Annotated in this window: 14 protein-coding genes; 1 reads left to right on the forward strand and 13 read right to left on the reverse strand. The window is 61.2% G+C overall.

The features are described 5' to 3' along the window. Window positions 1-30: 30 nt before the first annotated feature. The 4 genes from HU715_RS25845 to HU715_RS25860 form a co-directional block, all read right to left on the reverse strand. A complete protein-coding gene (locus tag HU715_RS25845; protein WP_186708084.1) occupies window positions 31-927 on the reverse strand; it encodes a GNAT family N-acetyltransferase in 897 nt (298 codons plus the stop codon). Continuing rightward, window positions 927-2,717 carry a lipid A export permease/ATP-binding protein MsbA gene (msbA, locus tag HU715_RS25850; RefSeq protein WP_186708053.1) on the reverse strand — a complete coding sequence of 597 codons (1,791 nt, stop codon included), beginning with the start codon at window positions 2,715-2,717 and terminating at the stop codon, window positions 927-929. Before msbA ends, HU715_RS25845 begins: the two co-directional genes overlap by 1 nt. A gap of 133 nt (window positions 2,718-2,850) precedes the next feature. Then, window positions 2,851-4,005, reverse strand: coding sequence for an O-antigen ligase family protein (locus HU715_RS27575; protein WP_217884361.1), 1,155 nt, complete (start codon window positions 4,003-4,005; stop codon window positions 2,851-2,853). Window positions 4,006-4,047: 42 nt separating this feature from the next. Then, window positions 4,048-5,154: a capsular polysaccharide export protein, LipB/KpsS family gene (locus HU715_RS25860; RefSeq protein ID WP_186708057.1), complete on the reverse strand. Its 1,107-nt coding sequence runs from the start codon at window positions 5,152-5,154 to the stop codon at window positions 4,048-4,050. Window positions 5,155-5,307: 153 nt separating this feature from the next. Here HU715_RS25860 and HU715_RS25865 point away from each other — a divergent pair, with 153 nt between their 5' ends. Beyond that, the gene (locus tag HU715_RS25865) at window positions 5,308-5,940 is read left to right on the forward strand and encodes a BUD32 family EKC/KEOPS complex subunit (protein WP_186708059.1); all 633 of its coding nucleotides are present in this window, start codon (window positions 5,308-5,310) and stop codon (window positions 5,938-5,940) included. Window positions 5,941-5,948: 8 nt separating this feature from the next. Here HU715_RS25865 and HU715_RS25870 read toward each other — a convergent pair whose 3' ends face one another. The 9 genes from HU715_RS25870 to waaC all read right to left on the reverse strand — a co-directional run bounded on the left by HU715_RS25870 (window position 5,949) and on the right by waaC (window position 16,173). After that, window positions 5,949-7,235: a CDP-glycerol glycerophosphotransferase family protein gene (locus HU715_RS25870; protein ID WP_186708061.1), complete on the reverse strand. Its 1,287-nt coding sequence runs from the start codon at window positions 7,233-7,235 to the stop codon at window positions 5,949-5,951. Then, window positions 7,232-8,137 carry a glycosyltransferase family 2 protein gene (locus tag HU715_RS25875; protein WP_186708063.1) on the reverse strand — a complete coding sequence of 302 codons (906 nt, stop codon included), beginning with the start codon at window positions 8,135-8,137 and terminating at the stop codon, window positions 7,232-7,234. The genes HU715_RS25870 and HU715_RS25875 overlap by 4 nt, the downstream gene beginning before the upstream one ends. After that, entirely contained in the window at window positions 8,130-9,878 is a 1,749-nt protein-coding gene (locus tag HU715_RS25880; RefSeq protein ID WP_186708065.1) for a carbamoyltransferase C-terminal domain-containing protein, read from the reverse strand. Before HU715_RS25880 ends, HU715_RS25875 begins: the two co-directional genes overlap by 8 nt. A 366-nt stretch (window positions 9,879-10,244) precedes the next feature. Beyond that, the gene (locus HU715_RS25885; protein ID WP_186708067.1) at window positions 10,245-11,705 is read right to left on the reverse strand and encodes a lipopolysaccharide kinase InaA family protein; all 1,461 of its coding nucleotides are present in this window, start codon (window positions 11,703-11,705) and stop codon (window positions 10,245-10,247) included. Beyond that, window positions 11,705-12,457: a lipopolysaccharide kinase InaA family protein gene (locus HU715_RS25890; protein ID WP_186708069.1), complete on the reverse strand. Its 753-nt coding sequence runs from the start codon at window positions 12,455-12,457 to the stop codon at window positions 11,705-11,707. The genes HU715_RS25885 and HU715_RS25890 overlap by 1 nt, the downstream gene beginning before the upstream one ends. After that, window positions 12,454-13,188, reverse strand: a complete 735-nt coding sequence (locus HU715_RS25895) for a lipopolysaccharide kinase InaA family protein (RefSeq protein WP_186708072.1) — start codon at window positions 13,186-13,188, stop codon at window positions 12,454-12,456. Before HU715_RS25895 ends, HU715_RS25890 begins: the two co-directional genes overlap by 4 nt. Continuing rightward, on the reverse strand, window positions 13,188-13,994 hold the full coding sequence (gene rfaP, locus HU715_RS25900) for a lipopolysaccharide core heptose(I) kinase RfaP (protein WP_186708074.1): 807 nt from the start codon (window positions 13,992-13,994) through the stop codon (window positions 13,188-13,190). Before rfaP ends, HU715_RS25895 begins: the two co-directional genes overlap by 1 nt. Further along, window positions 13,991-15,115: a glycosyltransferase family 4 protein gene (locus HU715_RS25905; protein WP_186708076.1), complete on the reverse strand. Its 1,125-nt coding sequence runs from the start codon at window positions 15,113-15,115 to the stop codon at window positions 13,991-13,993. Before HU715_RS25905 ends, rfaP begins: the two co-directional genes overlap by 4 nt. Next, window positions 15,115-16,173 carry a lipopolysaccharide heptosyltransferase I gene (gene waaC, locus HU715_RS25910; RefSeq protein WP_186708078.1) on the reverse strand — a complete coding sequence of 353 codons (1,059 nt, stop codon included), beginning with the start codon at window positions 16,171-16,173 and terminating at the stop codon, window positions 15,115-15,117. The genes HU715_RS25905 and waaC overlap by 1 nt, the downstream gene beginning before the upstream one ends. Window position 16,174: the final 1 nt, after the last annotated feature.

The following is a 16,174-nucleotide window of genomic DNA, read 5'->3' on the forward strand; positions in this document are numbered from 1 at the left end:
TTCTCTCTCTCATGGGCTGCGTGTGCTCCCTCAAACCTGATAGACCGGAACCCGGTTGCACCAGCGATCCTTGTATTCGCGATCGGCGCGACCGAACGAGTAGCGCAGCGGCTTGCCCGCTGCCCGGGCGAGTTCCCACTCTGTCTGGGTGTTGACGAAACTGAGCACGCTGCCCGGACTGAAGTCGCGGCTCTGCGGATCAACCCCGCCATTGATATATTCCAGGCTGAACCAGCCGGGCGCCTCGACCCGATACAGAATCTGGATCGCCACTGGTTCGTCATTCAGATAAATCAGCGACCCAGTCATGAATTCGCGCATCAGGCTGAACACCTCGGCCAGATGCGTCTTGCCCGGGACTTCGAAATTCCAGCGACGCTGGAACAGGTCGGCATACACGGCGGCCTGTTCGCCGGGGGTCAGTTCGAGCATGGGCCGGATACTGCCCCCCGCGTCTTCCAGCAGCCGCTGTTCGCGGCGCTGGTTGTAGCGGAACTTCTTGCTGTAGTCCTCTGGCTCGCGCGCCAGCGCCAGGCCTTCCGGTTGCTCGACGAGGCCAGTGACGTGCGGTGCATTGAGTTCGGACACATACCGCACGCGGTGCCGCAGGCGAACCTGGGCGCCTTGGCTGACCGGCAGGATGACCTCGGCATTGCCCAGGTCGAGCATGCCACGCTTGCCCTCACGCTTGAGCACATCCTTGGATAGCGCCACATGCCGCCCCCAGGTGGGCATGGCGGCGCGCAGTTGGCCATCGACGAGCCATCCAAGGTAGCGCACCGGAATACCCACCAGCCCGGCCAGGCGCTCGACCACATCGGGGTGTGTCGCCACGCTGCCGCCGAACTGATGCCAGGCTTGGGCATAAGTCGCTGCGTCTATCGGGGTCCAACCGCTTTCTCGCCAGGCCCGCCAGTAACTCAAGATCAAACGAAGGACTCCTTCGCCGGCTCGTCGGCGCCCTCGACGAAATCCTTTTCGTGCAGGCGTGCATAGAAGCCATTCAGCGCCAACAGCTCGGCGTGGGTGCCGCGCTCGACGATACGGCCCTTGTCCATCAGCAGGATCAGGTCGGCTTTTTCGATCGTCGACAACCGGTGGGCAATGACGAGCGTGGTGCGTCCTTTCATCACCTGGTCCAGGGCGGCCTGGATGTGGCGCTCGGACTCCGTGTCCAGGGCCGATGTCGCCTCATCGAGGATCAACAGCGGAGCGTTCTTGAGCAACGCCCTGGCAATCGCCAGGCGCTGGCGCTGGCCACCGGAAAGCAGCACACCGTTCTCGCCCACCAGCGTGTCGTAGCCCTGCGGCATCTGCTCGATGAACTCGGCGGCGTAGGCATCTTCGGCCGCCCTGCGGACATCTTCGAACGGTGCACCGGCGAGATCGCCATAGGCAATGTTGTTCGTCACGCTGTCGTTGAACAGCGTGACCTGCTGGTTCACCAAGGCAATGTGTCGACGCAGGTTGTTCAGCCGGTATTGCTCGACATCCACGCCATCGAGCAGTATCTGCCCCTTGTCGTGGTGATAGAAACGCGGGATGAGGTTGGCAAGGGTCGACTTGCCGCTGCCCGAGCGCCCTACCAGGGCAACCATCTGACCCTCTTCGGCGGTAAAGGAGATATCGTCGAGCACGAGTTTTTCCGTGCCCGGGTACTGGAAGCTCAGGTTGCGCACTTCCAGGCGGCCATTGACCCGGGCCATCTCCTGGGTCCCCGTATCGACTTCAGGCTCTTCGTCGAGTTGCTCGAAAATGCTCTCCGCCGCGGCAAGCCCTTTCTGGATCGTGGCGCTGACTTCGGACAACTGGCGGATAGGCTTGGGAAGCAAACCGGCGGCGGTGATATAGGCCACCAGCTCACCTGCCGAGGCATCGCCACGCAGGTAAAGCACCAGGTACATCAACACGGCCATGCCGATGTAGATCACCAGTTGCAGCATCGGCGTGTAGATCGACTGGGTGCGCGTCATGCCCAGGCTGCGGTTCATGTTATCGGCACTGGCCTTGTGGAACCGTTCGATCTCATAGCCTTCGCCACCGAAGCTGCGCACCACGCGGTAACCCTGGATGGTTTCCGAGGCCACATGGGTCACATCGCCCATCGCCACTTGGATTTTCTTGCTTTGCTTGCGGAATTTCTTGCTCGCGCTGCTCACCAGCAGGGCAATGACCGGCAGGATCGCCAGCAACACCAGGGTCATTTTCCAGTTGCTGTAGAGCAGATAGCCGAACAGGAACACCACGGTCAACCCCTCCCGGATGACGACCTTGATGGCATCGGTAGCGGCGCCGGTGACCATGGTCACGTTGTAGGTAATGCGGGAAATCAGGTGACCGGAGTTGTGGTTGTCGAAGTAGCGGTTGGGCAAGGTCAGCAGGTTATCGAACAACGCGCAACGCAGGTCATGGACCACACCCCGGGCGACCTTGGCCAGGTAGTAGTTGCCCAGGAAAGAACCGATACCCTGGTAGACCGCGATCAGCACGATCAGCAGCGGCACCCCCAGTACCAGCGACACACCCATGAACTGGGTGTCATTGGGCTTTTGCAGTGCGTCGAGGAAATGCTTGAGCATGTCCGCCAGCATCGGCTGGCTGGATGCGAACAACACGAAGCCAACGATACTGACGGCGAAAGCGCCCCAATACGGGAGTACGTACTTTAGCAATCGCATGTAAATTTTCATGCTCGATTGCTGGTCGGAATTGGCCATTCGGTGCGCCTCGCACGTTTGAAAAGACAGACAAGCTGCAGATTGTAACAGCGAACCAATTGCAACATTGGCCCAGCCAGGACGAAGGAGTGGGAGTGCCGTCAGGAGGGCTCCTCACGGCACGGCCGCATGGTCAGGAGGCAGGAGCACTCCCACTGGGAACCTCGATGTCGGGGTTACCCCGAGCCGCCAATACTATGCTCAGCGCAATGGGCAGCCAAGTAATCAGCCAGTCCGCGTTGGGCTTGAGCCATAGGCCAATGCCATCTGTCAGCAATGACACGCCGGAGAAGACCCACAGTATCAGCAGCACCTGACCCAGCGGTTGCGCACGCGAAATCCAACCACGCCAGCCCGCAGCCAGCCATAGCAAGCCATACAACATCAGGCCAGGCACACCGAGACGTACACCGGTATCCAGGAAAAGGTTATGGGGGTGCTTGAATGGTCGCCGGATTTCGGCGATAGGAATGAGATATTCATGGAAACCCAGCCCTGTTGCCCAATGCTCCAGCATCAATCGAATGCCAGCGCCCCATAGCTCTGGACGGTAGGACACACCACGCTGCAGAAAGATTTCCGGCGCGAATACAGCGATCAATGCGATCCCGGCAATCACCGGGGCGATCAATGCTGCGGTCAGTCGCGACGGTCGCGCCACGCCCGCCATCAACAGACCGGCCAGCAGGCCGATCCATACACCACGGGTCTGGTTGAAGCCCAAAAATACCGCGTACCCCAAGGCAGGAATGATCAGAAGCATCATCACCCAAGGGCTGAAACGTTTGGTCTGCAACATGAATGTGCCGATGATCGCAAGGGCGCCCACCGCATGCGCGGCAGGGATGGCGGTGTCCCACAAACCGATGGCAAGTACCCGCGCGCTGAAAGGCCGGGCGCTGAACGGATAGAAATAGACCCAAGAGGCCAAAGCAAAAAAACCGCCCACGATCGATGCATACAGCAACATCGACTCGAACCGCCATGCACGGTTCTGTGCCGCCAACAATATGCCAGACAGCGTCAGTGTCACATAGATCGTCACCTTGACCTTGCCAAGGACGTTCTCTCCTCCCTCGATCCAAAGCACCAGCAACGTCCAGGCCATGAACAATGCGTAGAACACGCACTCGGGCTGCTTGAGCAACAACCGAAAATCCCGACGGAACAACGCCAGCAAGGCAGGCAGCCACAGCAGGAAAATCAACAACTGGTGATAAAGCTTGTTTTCCGGCAGTACCCAAGCACCACATAGAAGAACCAGAAAGCCAATGGATGCCCATGCCACCAGGACATCCTGGTCGATAAGTCTTTTTATATTTTTGAACATTCAGGTTCTGCTCAAAATCCGATCGGCGACCCGTTGCAATTGAGCCTGATCGGCATTTTTCCAGCTGCCCTTGATGCAGTAGCTCTCGGAAAGATAATGAAGGAAGTTGCGCCTCAAGCGCTCATCGAGCGGCCATTGCGGGAATCCACGGGCCAGCGCCATGACCTGGTCGGCATTATCAGCATGCATCACCAGCCCTTCCACATTGAAAAAGGCTTGGCCAAGCGTGAGCACGGGCTTGCCCAGCAGCAGGCTTTCCAGCCCCACAGTCGAATTGACCGTGATCACGAACTGACTGGCCTCGATCAACTGTTGCGTGGCATTGCCGTTGGCGAAGAGCAGGCGTTCATGGGTGCGCTCGTGCAGCTCGGGGTAGGTCTCGCGGCTGGACGGGTGCTCCTTGAACACCACTGTCATGCCTGTCTCCTCGGCGAGTCGCTCGCCTAAGGCAAACATATCGCGCATGTTCCTGATCCAGGGGGAAAACAGGCGGACCTGACTGTCGCGATCATCCTGGAACGGAATGAAGACGAACTGCGCGGGCAGCATGATCGGGGCCGGTCCGGCGCTGCGTGGCGCACGAGGAATCAGCACCGGCGCAGCTTGGCTTTCTGGCACTGGATGCGGGTAATCAAGGTAGAAACTTGCGTCGCGCGGAACCGCGTTCAGGTAGTTCACGCCACGCGGATCCACCGTGGTGGTGTTGGGCAACAGGCCGTTTTCGAAGAAGAAGGTCTTGCAACCGGCCGGCGCCAGTGCCGCCAGCAACCGGCAGTAACGATGGGCGCCGTTCCAGAACGCCAACGCATCGGGGCGCTCCCGGTCAAGCAAGGCCTGGGCGCGCAGCGCCATCCACAGGAGTTCGAGGCGTAGCAACAGGCGATACAGCGCGCCATTGTTTTTTTTCTTGACCCGACGCTCCTCGCATTTCTCTTCGATCAGGCTCGGCCAATCGATGCGCGAAACAATCCTGGAAATTCGTAAAGACCTTGGCCAGGGCATGTGTTGAGGAGAAACGACTTTACCTTGCAGCTCGGTTTCGTTGAGCAAGCGATTGAAATAAAGACCCTGGTGCTTGGCCAGGGAAATGAACAGCGTTTTCGTCATGGAATATCCAGAAAGACGGCGCCAGGCGAGCCGTGAACAAGGCGAACGCCCCGGTGAAAATTGACGCGACTATACCACAGCGGTTTTTGCCGCCTGCACACTGCGCTAACATACCCGGCTGCCCCTCCCATCGGGCCAAGCCTTGGAGCCTTGATGCAAACGCTCGACCCTACTGTTTACCTCGACCTGCGCGAAGGTGCCGATGTCCTCGAAGCCGATCGCCAAGGGGATAAAGTGCTGCGCCTGGTCGATGGCTCGATACTCAAGCTGTTCCGGCGCAAGCGTCTGCTGACCTCCGCGCTATGGTCGCCGTATGCCAGGCGCTTTGCCGACAACTGCCAGGCCTTGCACGAGCGCGGCATTGAGTGTCCGCGGGTTCGCCAGGTCTTTCGCATTCCCTCCATCGACCGTGACGCGGTCCATTACGATCCGCTGCCTGGTCGCACCCTTCGGCAATTGCTGGACGGGGATGCCCCTGCCGACCTTCAGGCACGACTCGGTGAGTTCATGGCTGGCCTGCACCAGAAGGGCATCTATTTTCGCTCCGCGCACCTGGGCAACGTCGTGCTGACACCTGAAGACACGCTGGGGCTGATCGACGTCGCCGACCTGAGGGCTTATGGCAAGCCGCTGCGCAAAGGGCTGCGCCTGCGCAACTTCAAACACATGTTGCGCTACCGCCAGGATCGCGAATGGCTGCTCAGGGACAATCGGTTCCTGGAGCACTACCTCAGCCATCAGCAAACCTGCAACGAACGGGAGCTGAGGCTCGCGCTCGGTACCTGAATCGCCAGTCAGCCGGCGGCAGGCAACCTGGCTAATTCGAAGTCCTGCGCGGGATCTCTGTCGCGCAACAAGTCATCGACCAGCTCGACGGTTTTTGCCAACCCCTTGGAACCGTGTACCAAGTGATAATCGGCGAAGCCCCGGGCCCTGACCACGCAATCCGTATAATCGCGCTCTAGCGCCTGCAACTGCTGGGAAAAAGCCTGCTCGTCGCGCACTTGCGGCCCGAAGAACAACGCGTGGGAAAAAATATCCACATCGTTGCCAGCATTCACATGTATCACCGGCCGGCCTGCCAGCCCCGCCTCGATGCCGGCATTGGACATGATATTGACGACTACGCTGGCCTGGGCAAGCGCCTGTGCCAGCGAGCAGTCGATACCCAGCAGCTCAATGTTGGCGAATCGCGTCGCCGCGTCGATCCAGAATTGCGCCTTGCTGCGCGGGTGGCGCTTGAACAGCAGGCGATAATGCGGATTGCGCCCGGCCCAATCGCGCAGCAGCCGATAGGTATCCTCATAACCGGACTCTTTTTCTCGATCAGGCCCTACCCCCAAGACCAACAATGTCTTGATGCAGGGATCAGCGACGGGCAGGTCATAGCTTTCATCGACAAGGTAGGAACCGACCAGCACCACTGTCGACTCACCGAACCGCAGTCGACGCTCTTGCAAGGCTTCCAGCGAACTGCGCCCGAAAACGCCGTAATAATCGTAGTCGTTCATGCCCAGCCGGCGGGATGACTCCAACGTCGTGGCATGGGCCAGGTGCAGCAACCGGGCACCCTGCGCGGCCAACGCCAGGCGCAGGAACGGCGCATGAAGGCTGCCATTGCGTTCGTTGATCAATACCTTGGGTTGATAGGTCTGCACCAGCCATTGAGCGTGGGCGGCATAGACCAGGTAACGCAGGGGTACGGCCTGTGGCGGCGCCACGAGCATGCGCTGGGCGCACGCGTCGGCGGGAGCGCGCAGCGCTGCCTCCGTCAGTTGATGGCCGCGCTTGCGCAGGGCATCGATCAGCACGTTCTTGCGCTGCAGTGCCATGGACTTCGGTGCCGAATGCAACAGCAGCACCTGGCAGGGTGCCGCGCCTGTCGGACGCTTCAGGCACGCCTTGGCGCGCAGTCCAATCGCGATATCCACCAGCACATCACGAGCCAGTCGCAACAGACTGCCAAGGCGACCGTGACGCTCGCGTAGCACTTTCCAGCGATAGCGGTCCAGTTCACGCGCCTTTCGGGCCCAGCTTCCGTCGGTCTGGAACCTATTGTCGTCAGACCTCGAGGCGCTCACTTGAACAACAACCGGATGGCCTTGCGCGTGTAGGACCAGCGCGTGATAGACCGAAGATCGGTACGAATGGCCTGGGCATAAAAAACCTTGGCATTGGCATAGTCGCCGGCACTGTAGCAATCGCGGAACAACGACAGGCATCGCTGGGCCATGAAGGCTTGGCGCAGGTCCTGCAGTTCCTGCGGCATGCGTACCGGGGAAAACACTTCGTCCACCATGCCCACGCCCGCCGCCAGGCTCTGCCTGAGGTCATGGCGCATGCTGTCGCCGTGCTTGTAGATCAGCGCCAACGGCTTTGGGAGTACGGTGCACGGAAAACGCGCCAGCACCTGGGCAAACACCGGGATATCTTCGACGTTGCGCAGATGCTCTGGGTAGTTGCCCGGCCCGAATACGTCGCGATGCATTGCACAGGCGCCGTTGGACAGCGTCACCGTCTTGTCCAGCAGATAACCCCGAACACGCCCACGCGGGGTGGCCGGTAGTGGTTTTACTTCATGCTCGACGCGACGTCCGTCCGCAAACACCGACCAGTGGCCGCCGATGACCAGGCGAGTCTCGGGATGACTGGTTATATGCTGGGTCACCGCGGCAAGGGCACCGGGTGCCATCTCATCATCGGCGTCGAGGAAGATCAGGTATTGCCCCCGAGCCTCCTCAATCCCGCGGTTGCGGACCGACGACAAACCGCCGTTGGGCTTGCGCAGGGCTCGGAAGCCCCCGGCATGTTCGGCCTGCAATTGCGCCAGGACCTGGGGCGTTGCATCGGTGGAACCATCGTCGATCACCAACAACTCAGCCTGGGCTTCGCTCAACTGCGCAATGACTGAATTCACCGCACGAGGCAAGGTCTCGGCGTAGTTGTAGGCCGGAATGATGACACTGACCAGCACCTCAGTCATAAGCGTCCACACCGTCCTTGACCACCAGAATGTCTTCCATGATCAGGTACTGCAGGTCGGAACCGAAGAACATGTTCAGCGCGTCGGTCGGCGAGCAGATCATCGGCTCGCCACGACGGTTGAGCGAGGTGTTCAGCGACACGCCGTTGCCAGTCAGGACTTCCAGGGCCTTCATCATGTCGTAGTAGCGCGGGTTGTATTCACGCTTGAGCACTTGGGCGCGGGAGGTGCCGTCTTCATGGACGACTTCCGGCACGCGGGTTTTCCATTCCTCGGCCACTTCAAAGGTGAAGGTCATGAAAGGGGCCGGGTGGTCGACCTTGATCATCTGCGGCGCAACGGTGTCGAGCATCGACGGGCAGAACGGCCTCCAGCGCTCGCGGAACTTGATCTGTTCGTTGATCCGATCGGCCACGCCACTGGCGCTTGGGCAGCCGATGATGGAGCGACCGCCCAAGGCACGCGGGCCAAACTCCATGCGGCCCTGGAACCAGGCCACGGGGTTGCCGTCGACCATGATCTTGGCGATGCGCTCCGGGGTGTTGTCGATTTTGCGCCACTCAGGCTTGCTCGGATGACGGGCGCACGCGGCGATCACATCTTCGTTGCTGTAGGCGGGGCCGAGGTAGACGTGTTCCATCTTCTCCACCGGCACGCCACGGGCGTGGGACACATAAGCCGCCGCCCCCACCGCCGTACCGGCGTCGCCGGAAGCCGGTTGCACGAACAGCTCCTTGACGTCGTCACGGGCGATGATCTTCTGGTTCAGCTTGACGTTCAACGCACAACCACCGGCGAAGGCCAGCTTGCCGGTTTCCTTGAGCACGTCGCCCAGGTAGTGGTCGATCATTTGCAGTGCGAGCTTCTCGAACAGCGCCTGCATGCTCGCCGCGTAGTGGATGTACGGTTCGTCGGCAATGTCGCCTTCACGTTTCGGGCCGAGCCACTCGATCAGCTTCGGCGAGAAGTAGAAGCCCTTGCCCTTCTCTTTATAACGGCGCAGGCCGATGACGTTGGCGTAGTCGGTGTTGATCACCAATTCGCCGTTTTCGAACGAGGCCAGGCGCGAGAAATCGTACTTGCTGGCATCGCCGTAGGGCGCCATGCCCATGACCTTGAATTCGCCATCGAGCATTTCGAAACCGAGGAACTCGGTGATCGCGCCGTACAGGCCACCCAGGGAGTCCGGGTCGAAGAATTCCTTGATCTTGTGGATCTTGCCGTTTTCGCCATAGCCGAAGAAGGTCGTGGCGTACTCACCCTTGCCGTCGATGCCCAGAATCGCGGTTTTTTCCTGGAAACCCGAGCAGTGGTAGGCGCTGGAAGCGTGGGCCAGGTGGTGCTCGACCGGTTCGATCTTGATCTTTTTCGGATCGAAGCCCAGTTGTTCCAGGCACCAGACAATCTTGCGGCGATAACGCTTGTAGCGACGGTTGCCCATCAGGATCGCGTCGAGGGCGCGGTCCGGGGCGTACCAGTAACGCTTGGCGTAGTGCCAGCGCGCTTCGCCGAACAGGCTGATCGGGGCGAAGGGGATCGCCACCACATCAACGTCGGAAGGCTTGATGCCGGCCTGCTCCAGGCAGAACTTCGCCGACTCGTAGGGCATGCGGTTCTTTGCATGTTTATCGCGTACGAAGCGCTCTTCCTCGGCCGCCGCGATCAGCTTGCCGTCAATGTACAGCGCTGCGGAAGGATCATGGCTAAGGGCGCCGGACAGGCCAAGAATCGTCAATGCCACAGGGTCTAGCCTCTTATGTCTGCATACGGGCGACAAGCGCCGCGAAAAATGGATGTGCCGCGCACCAAGGGTGCGGGGCAGCTAAAGGGCGGGATTATAGCTTAAAAGCGGCCTTAAGCCTCTAGCGGTGAGTGGCGAACGTGCAGCAGACGATTGCTTGGCGCTGTTTGCAGGGCAGCGCATCGCACCTGTGGCGAGGGAGCTTGCTCCCGCTCGGCGGCGCAGCCGTTGTAAACCGGTTGATGCGGTTTTCCTGTGGGAATGCGCCGGTCTTTTGGGGGCCGCTGAGCAGCCCAGCGGGAGCAAGCTCCCTCGCCACAGGGGCATCGGCGACCTCAAGTGAGCTAAAGGGTCTTCATCTGTGGTTCATAGGGCGGACGAAGCGCTATCGACCGTTTTGGGCAACCGCTGATCGATCACCCGATACAACCCACTGTCCTGCGGCCAATTGCGCATGAACCTGGCCCGATCCCGGGCGTAGGCCGGGGCGAAGCTGGCCTGGCTACGGTGCTGGCACATGGAGTCCAGGTCGATCAGCGCCCAGCGGTCGTCTTGCCAGAACAGGTTATGCCCTTTGAAGTCACCGTGACTGATGCGCTCGCGAATGAGGTCGGCGAACAAGCGATCCAGTGCCAGCAGCTCCGTCTCGGGGGCTTCGCCGCTCTCCACGTAAGGGGCGAAGCGCTCGATGATATCCGGGCCAGGCAGGTGCTCAGTGACCAGATAGGCACCACGACGCAGCCACAGGAAACGCTTTTCCAGCAGCGCCAGCGGCTTGGGCGTGGCGATGCCGAGGAAGGCCAGGCGATGGCCTTCGCGCCAGGCATGCCAGGCACGGCTCGGACGCCAGAAGCGCTTGAGCCAATGGGCGAATCCCTTGATGTTGTAGCGCTTGATGATCAGTGTGCGGCCGTTCGCGACCACTTTTCCAACACTCGCCGCGCCGCCGGTCTTGTACAGGTGGCCTTGGTCGAGCAAGGCATCGGCCTGCTCGAGCACTGGCATCATCGCGGCCTCTTCTTCACGGCGGATCGCCCGCAGCCCGAACGGCCCGCGCTGCACACTGAAAAAGCTGCACTCGCGCCCAACTTTTTCAAGAAAGTCCTTCAGCCGCCAGGCGTGGACCTTGTCGATCTGTTTTTGCAGCGCTTCCATGGGCAGCGCGTGTTCAGCGTTGCCCAGCAAGTAATGCACCAGTAATTCTTCGTTGAACGGCTCGATGGATTTGGGAAGCTGGGCGAAAAACACGCCCAGATTCTCCAGCACCTTCTGCCGCGACAACGGCTGGCCGGGGGTTTCGACGCGAATGCCAGCGCCATCGATAAGATAAAGCTTGCCGCCGTGGCGCAGCAGATTGTCCAGGTGCAGGTCTTCCTGCCACAGGCCTTTGCTGTGCAGCCGCGCAATCGCATCCAAGGCCTCGGCCAGCACCGCCGTTTGCTCATCCGCCAGTATCGGCAGATGTTCGACCTGCTTCCAGGCGTCACCAAGGCTCTCGGCATCTTCCAGCAGCTCGAACAGCAACCAGCCACCTTCGCCTTCCTTCAAGCCATCGGCCAGTAGCAACGGCGTCGTCAGCCCCTGCTCCGCCAGCAGGCGAACGCCTTGAAGCTCACGCTGGAAATGTCGGGGTGCCTTGCTGCCCACCAGTAACTTGGCCAACACCGGGCGGCCTCGCCATATGCCGGCGCCCACGTAGCGCTGCCCTGGCAAAACCCGCAGTAGCGTCAACAACTGCAACTGCGCCGGGCCGGCGGCGTCCGCCAGCTCCAGGCTCAGGGGCAGGCCAGGATTGCGACCGGCATTTTTCAGTTCGGACAAAAGCATCAACGAGCCTCCTTGTCGCTACGTCGGGCGGCCAGCCGGGTCATCCAGCTGTCGACCAGAGCGCTGTCGAGCGGCTGCTCTAGATAAACAGACAGCAATTGGCGCACATCGTCGCTCTTCCAGGCGCCTGCCCGTCGCAACAGCGGCTCGAGGTCCTTGACCCGGTCACGTTGGCCGAACAACAGCGGCCGGGTTTTCTCCAGGTCAATCAACTGTGCCTGGTAGCTGCCGTCGATGGCTTGCAGGAAAATATGCTTGGGATAGAAACAGCCATGCATTTGATGGGCATTGTGCAGGCGACGCGCCAAGTGACCACAGGCTTGAAGGATGCCTGTACGTTGTCCGGCACTCAGCGTCGACCAGCGCTGCAGCAGTGAATCAAGGTCATCCCAGCCGTCCAGCGCACGCGTCAACAGAACCGCCCGCGCCTCGCCGTTCACTTTGCGCTGACCGTAGAACACCGCTTGCAGCGCGGGAATGTGCAACTGCCGATAACGGCTGATATTGCGAAACTCCCGGGAAAAGCTCGGTTCACCAAACGGGTGGGACCAGGTCCGGGTCAGGTAATTGCTCTGGCGCTTGAGGTAATAACCCTGCCCTTCCAGCTCCAGCCGGAACACGCTGCTCCAGCCATCGCCCGAGGTGTTGGGTTCGTCCACCGCGTCCAGTTGCCGCGTCCACAAGGCCTCGAAGCTGTCCAGGCCATGACGTTGCAACAACGCCCGGTCTTCAGCGGCCAAAAAATCAGTCATTCGCGCCCCTCGAAAAATCTCACCACGTGGCGGATGCGCTTCTTGTCGCACGCATCGAGCCGGTCGCGCTGGCGGTATTGCAGGTAAAAACGCAGGCGCTGCGTGGCCGACAAATGGTATTTGGCCACTTTATCCAGGCACGCCAAGTCCTTGGTGATACGGTACTTGAGCCAGAAACCGCGCCAGAAATCGCCGTTCGGGCAGTCGATCAGAAACAGCTGCGAACGGTCGTCGATGAGCAGGTTGCGCCATTTGAGATCGTTATGGGTGAAGCGGTGGTCGTGCATGGTTCGCGTATAACCGGCCAGTTGCCGGCTGACGTTATCGACCCAGGCACGGTCCGCCAGCCTCGGATCTTGGCGCTCGGCGAGGGCCGAGAGGTCTTCGGTATGCGGCAGTTCGCGGGTGATCAGCGCCCCACGGGCATAGGTCGCGCCGTTTCGCTCCAAGCCCCAGCCCACGACTTCAGCGGTGGGGATGCCCCATTTGGCGAAGCGCTTGAGGTTCTGCCATTCGGACTTGACCCGTGGCTTGCCCAGGTAGCGCCGCAAGCCTTTGCCGGCCCCGACGTAGCGCTTGACGTAATAATTCACGCCGTTGCGCTGTACCCGGATCACCTCGGACAACGGGTCGCGGGTCAAGCGCTCTCCTTGCAATGCGAACACCGCTTCGAGGCTGCCAAAATCCTCTGCCAACTCGGCATATGCCGGTTCCAGATTCCAACCCGACATCAGAGCGCGTCCCCGTACCGCTGCTTGCGGGCATACAGTTTGTTGGCCTTGCCTTCGAGCCAGGCCAGCAGCGAAGCCTCTTCGGCGAGGATTCGACGCAGCGGCTGTTGGAAATAGCCTTTGAGAAAACGCAGTTTGTCGCGGCGGGTCAGGCCGATGTCCAGCGCCGAAAAATACAGCGCCGCCAGGTCCTTGTTGCGCCAGCGAGTGGTGATGGCAGGACGGGTCTGGGCGCGGTGCAGGTCGATCACCGAGAGCTTGAAATCCCCTGGTGTCACCGGTTTGTCGGTGTGCAGGAGGAAGTGGCAGATGTAGCAGTCACGATGGTTGACCCCAGCGCGGTGCATCATGCCGGTCATGCGCGCCACTTCGGCGATCAGCGCCCGCTTGAGCGTCGGCTGCGGCGGCTGCTTGACCCAGTCGATGCTGAAGTCTTCGAGGCTGACGGTCGGCGCCAGCTCCTCGGTGACGATGAACGAGTGCTGGTCCGCCGGGTTGCTGCCCTTCTCGCCGTAGGCGACCGCCGTCATGGTCGGCACACCCGCTTCCTGCAAGCGCTGGATCGCCTTCCACTCCTGCCCCGCGCCGAGTACCGGCAGCTTGGCGGTGAACAGGTTCTTGAAGATCTCGCCCCAACCGATTCCGCGGTGGATCTTCACGAAAAAACCGCGACCGTCCACCTCCGTGCGCAAGGTGCGCCGGGCCTCCAGTTCGCGATAGACCTCGCCCTTGAGCGCTTCGACTTCGGCGAACGCATCGCGCCCGGCCCAAAGGCTCTTGAACGGTTCGGCCAGCATCAACTTCATTGCGCGTGCTCCGCCAATATCACATCCGCCGCGTGCTGCGGCATGCTGTAGAGGTCGGCCGTCTCGGCGAAGGCCAGACCGTTGCGGCTCCAGGCCGCCCGTGCCTGGGCGTCGTTCAACATGCGCCCCAGGTAGTCGGTGAGCTGGGCTTGTTCGAACGGCTCATCCAGCACCAGGCCACTGTCGGCCTCGGCGATGTAATGGGCGTACCCACACACCGCGCTGACCAGCACCGGCAACCCGGCCACCAGTGCTTCGAGCAATACGGTGCCGGTGTTCTCGTTGTACGCCGGGTGGATCAACAGGTCGGCGCCCAGCAGGAAACGCGGGATATCGCTGCGGCCCTTGAGGAACCGCACGTTGTCGCCCAGGCCCAGCGCGGCGCTTTGCAGTTGGAATACTTTGGGGTCGTCCTGGCCAATTACAAACAGCCGGGTGCGTTTTCTCAGCTCGGCTGGCAACGCGGCCAGGGCCTTGAGGCTGCGATCCACGCCCTTGGTCTTGAACCCAGAGCCGATCTGCACCAGCAGCAGGTCGTCGTCGGCCAGCTCGAATTCGGCCCGGAACGCGGCGCGGATCTCGTCGGCGTCGGCGGGCCGGCGCCGGTCCTGGGCGATGCCCGGCGGCAGCAGGTGGAAACGTTCCAGCGGCGTGCCGTAGTGCTTGATGAACAGCGGCTGCTGGACTTCGGAGATCATCAGGACTTCGGTCTTGGCATCCTTGGCGAACACGGCCCGCTCATACTCGGCGAAATGCCGGTAGCGGCCCCAGCGCCGGTACAGCGAATTGCGCAGGTTCTGCGCCTTGTCTTCGAAGCAGCCGTCGGCGGCGTAGTACACGTCCAGGCCGGGCATCTTGTTGAAGCCAATCAACCGGTCCACCGGGCGCTTGGCCAGGTCGGCCTCCATCCACGCACTGAGTTTCTCGTTGCGACGATGATTGAACAGCGCCTTGACCGGTGCCACCAGCACCTCGAAGCCTGGCGGCACGTCACCTTCCCAGATCAGCGTGTAGACGCGGATCTGGTGGCCGCGTCGCTGACACTCCAGGGCGATGCGCATGAAGTCACGCTGCAGGCCACCAAAGGGGAAATACTTGTAAAGGACAAAAGCCAATTGCATCAGCGCGGCTCCTCAGCCAATAACGTGCTCAGGTGGCTGGCAACACGCTCGGGGTTCAGACGCGTGAAGCACAGGGGCTGCTCGCGTTTCAGGTCAAACCGCCGGGCATCCTCGGCGGTTGGCGGATAAGTGCAATGTTTCTGCATGCACGGCGCACAAGGGAAATCACTGGCGAGGTGAATCTGGCCCCTGCCATAGGCGCCGGTCAGCACCGGATTGGTTGGGCCGAGCAAGGAAATGGTCGGCACGTCCAGGGCCGCGGCCAAATGGCCGAGACCGGTGTCCACGGCCACGCAAGCCTGGGCCCCGGCAAGCACTTTGCCCATGCCGCCGAGGTTCAGCTTCGGCAGTACCAGGGCGTTGCGCAGCCCGTTGGCGATGCGTTCGGCCCGGGCCTTCTCGGCAGGGTTGCCCCACGGCAGTTTGACGACCACGCCGAACTGGCCCATGCGCTCGGTGAGCTGGCGCCAGTAAAGTTCGGGCCAATGCTTGGATTCCCAGGTCGTGCCATGCAGGAACACCACATAAGGGTAAGGACGCGGCAATTCGACCAGTCGGTCGATGTCGAGGCCATAGCTGCCTTGGATTTTCGGTAAGTCATAGCCCAGCGCCAAGGCGAACAATTGACGCACCCGCTCGACCGCATGTTGACCACGGGCCACGGCCAGGCGACGCGAATAGAAGCGCGCCGCGAGGGGCTCACGCGCAGAATCCTTATCCAGGCCAGCCACCGGCGCCTTGACGTAGCGGGTCAGCCAGGCACTTTTCAACAGGCCTTGGGCATCGATCACCAGGTCGTACTTTTCGGCGCGCACGCTCTGCTTGAAACGTCGCCATTCGCCACTCTTGATGGTCTGCCAAAGGTTCTTGCGCCAGCGACGGATCGCCACGGGAATGACTTTGCCCACGGCCGGGTGCCAGGTGGGGATTTCGGCAAAGCCTTCTTCCACCACCCAGTCGAACTTGATGCCGGGAATCGCCCGCGCCGCGTCGGTCAGCGCCGGCAACGTGTGGACCACATCCCCCAGCGAAGAGGTCTTGATCAGCAATACCCGCAAG

This window comes from Pseudomonas zanjanensis (assembly GCF_014268745.2).
Taxonomy (GTDB): Bacteria; Pseudomonadota; Gammaproteobacteria; order Pseudomonadales; family Pseudomonadaceae; genus Aquipseudomonas; species Aquipseudomonas zanjanensis.

Bases quoted from the DNA above. Each gene is read 5' to 3' on its own strand.
- HU715_RS25890 (WP_186708069.1), bottom strand. From the start codon at position 12,457: ATGACTGATTTTTTGGCCGCTGAAGACCGGGCGTTGTTGCAACGTCAT.
- HU715_RS25895 (WP_186708072.1), bottom strand. From the start codon at position 13,188: ATGTCGGGTTGGAATCTGGAACCGGCATATGCCGAGTTGGCAGAGGAT.
- rfaP (WP_186708074.1), bottom strand. From the start codon at position 13,994: ATGAAGTTGATGCTGGCCGAACCGTTCAAGAGCCTTTGGGCCGGGCGC.
- HU715_RS25885 (WP_186708067.1), bottom strand. From the start codon at position 11,705: ATGCTTTTGTCCGAACTGAAAAATGCCGGTCGCAATCCTGGCCTGCCC.
- HU715_RS25905 (WP_186708076.1), bottom strand. From the start codon at position 15,115: ATGCAATTGGCTTTTGTCCTTTACAAGTATTTCCCCTTTGGTGGCCTG.
- msbA (WP_186708053.1), bottom strand. From the start codon at position 2,717: ATGGCCAATTCCGACCAGCAATCGAGCATGAAAATTTACATGCGATTG.
- HU715_RS25860 (WP_186708057.1), bottom strand. From the start codon at position 5,154: ATGACGAAAACGCTGTTCATTTCCCTGGCCAAGCACCAGGGTCTTTAT.
- HU715_RS25875 (WP_186708063.1), bottom strand. From the start codon at position 8,137: ATGACTGAGGTGCTGGTCAGTGTCATCATTCCGGCCTACAACTACGCC.
- HU715_RS25865 (WP_186708059.1), top strand. From the start codon at position 5,308: ATGCAAACGCTCGACCCTACTGTTTACCTCGACCTGCGCGAAGGTGCC.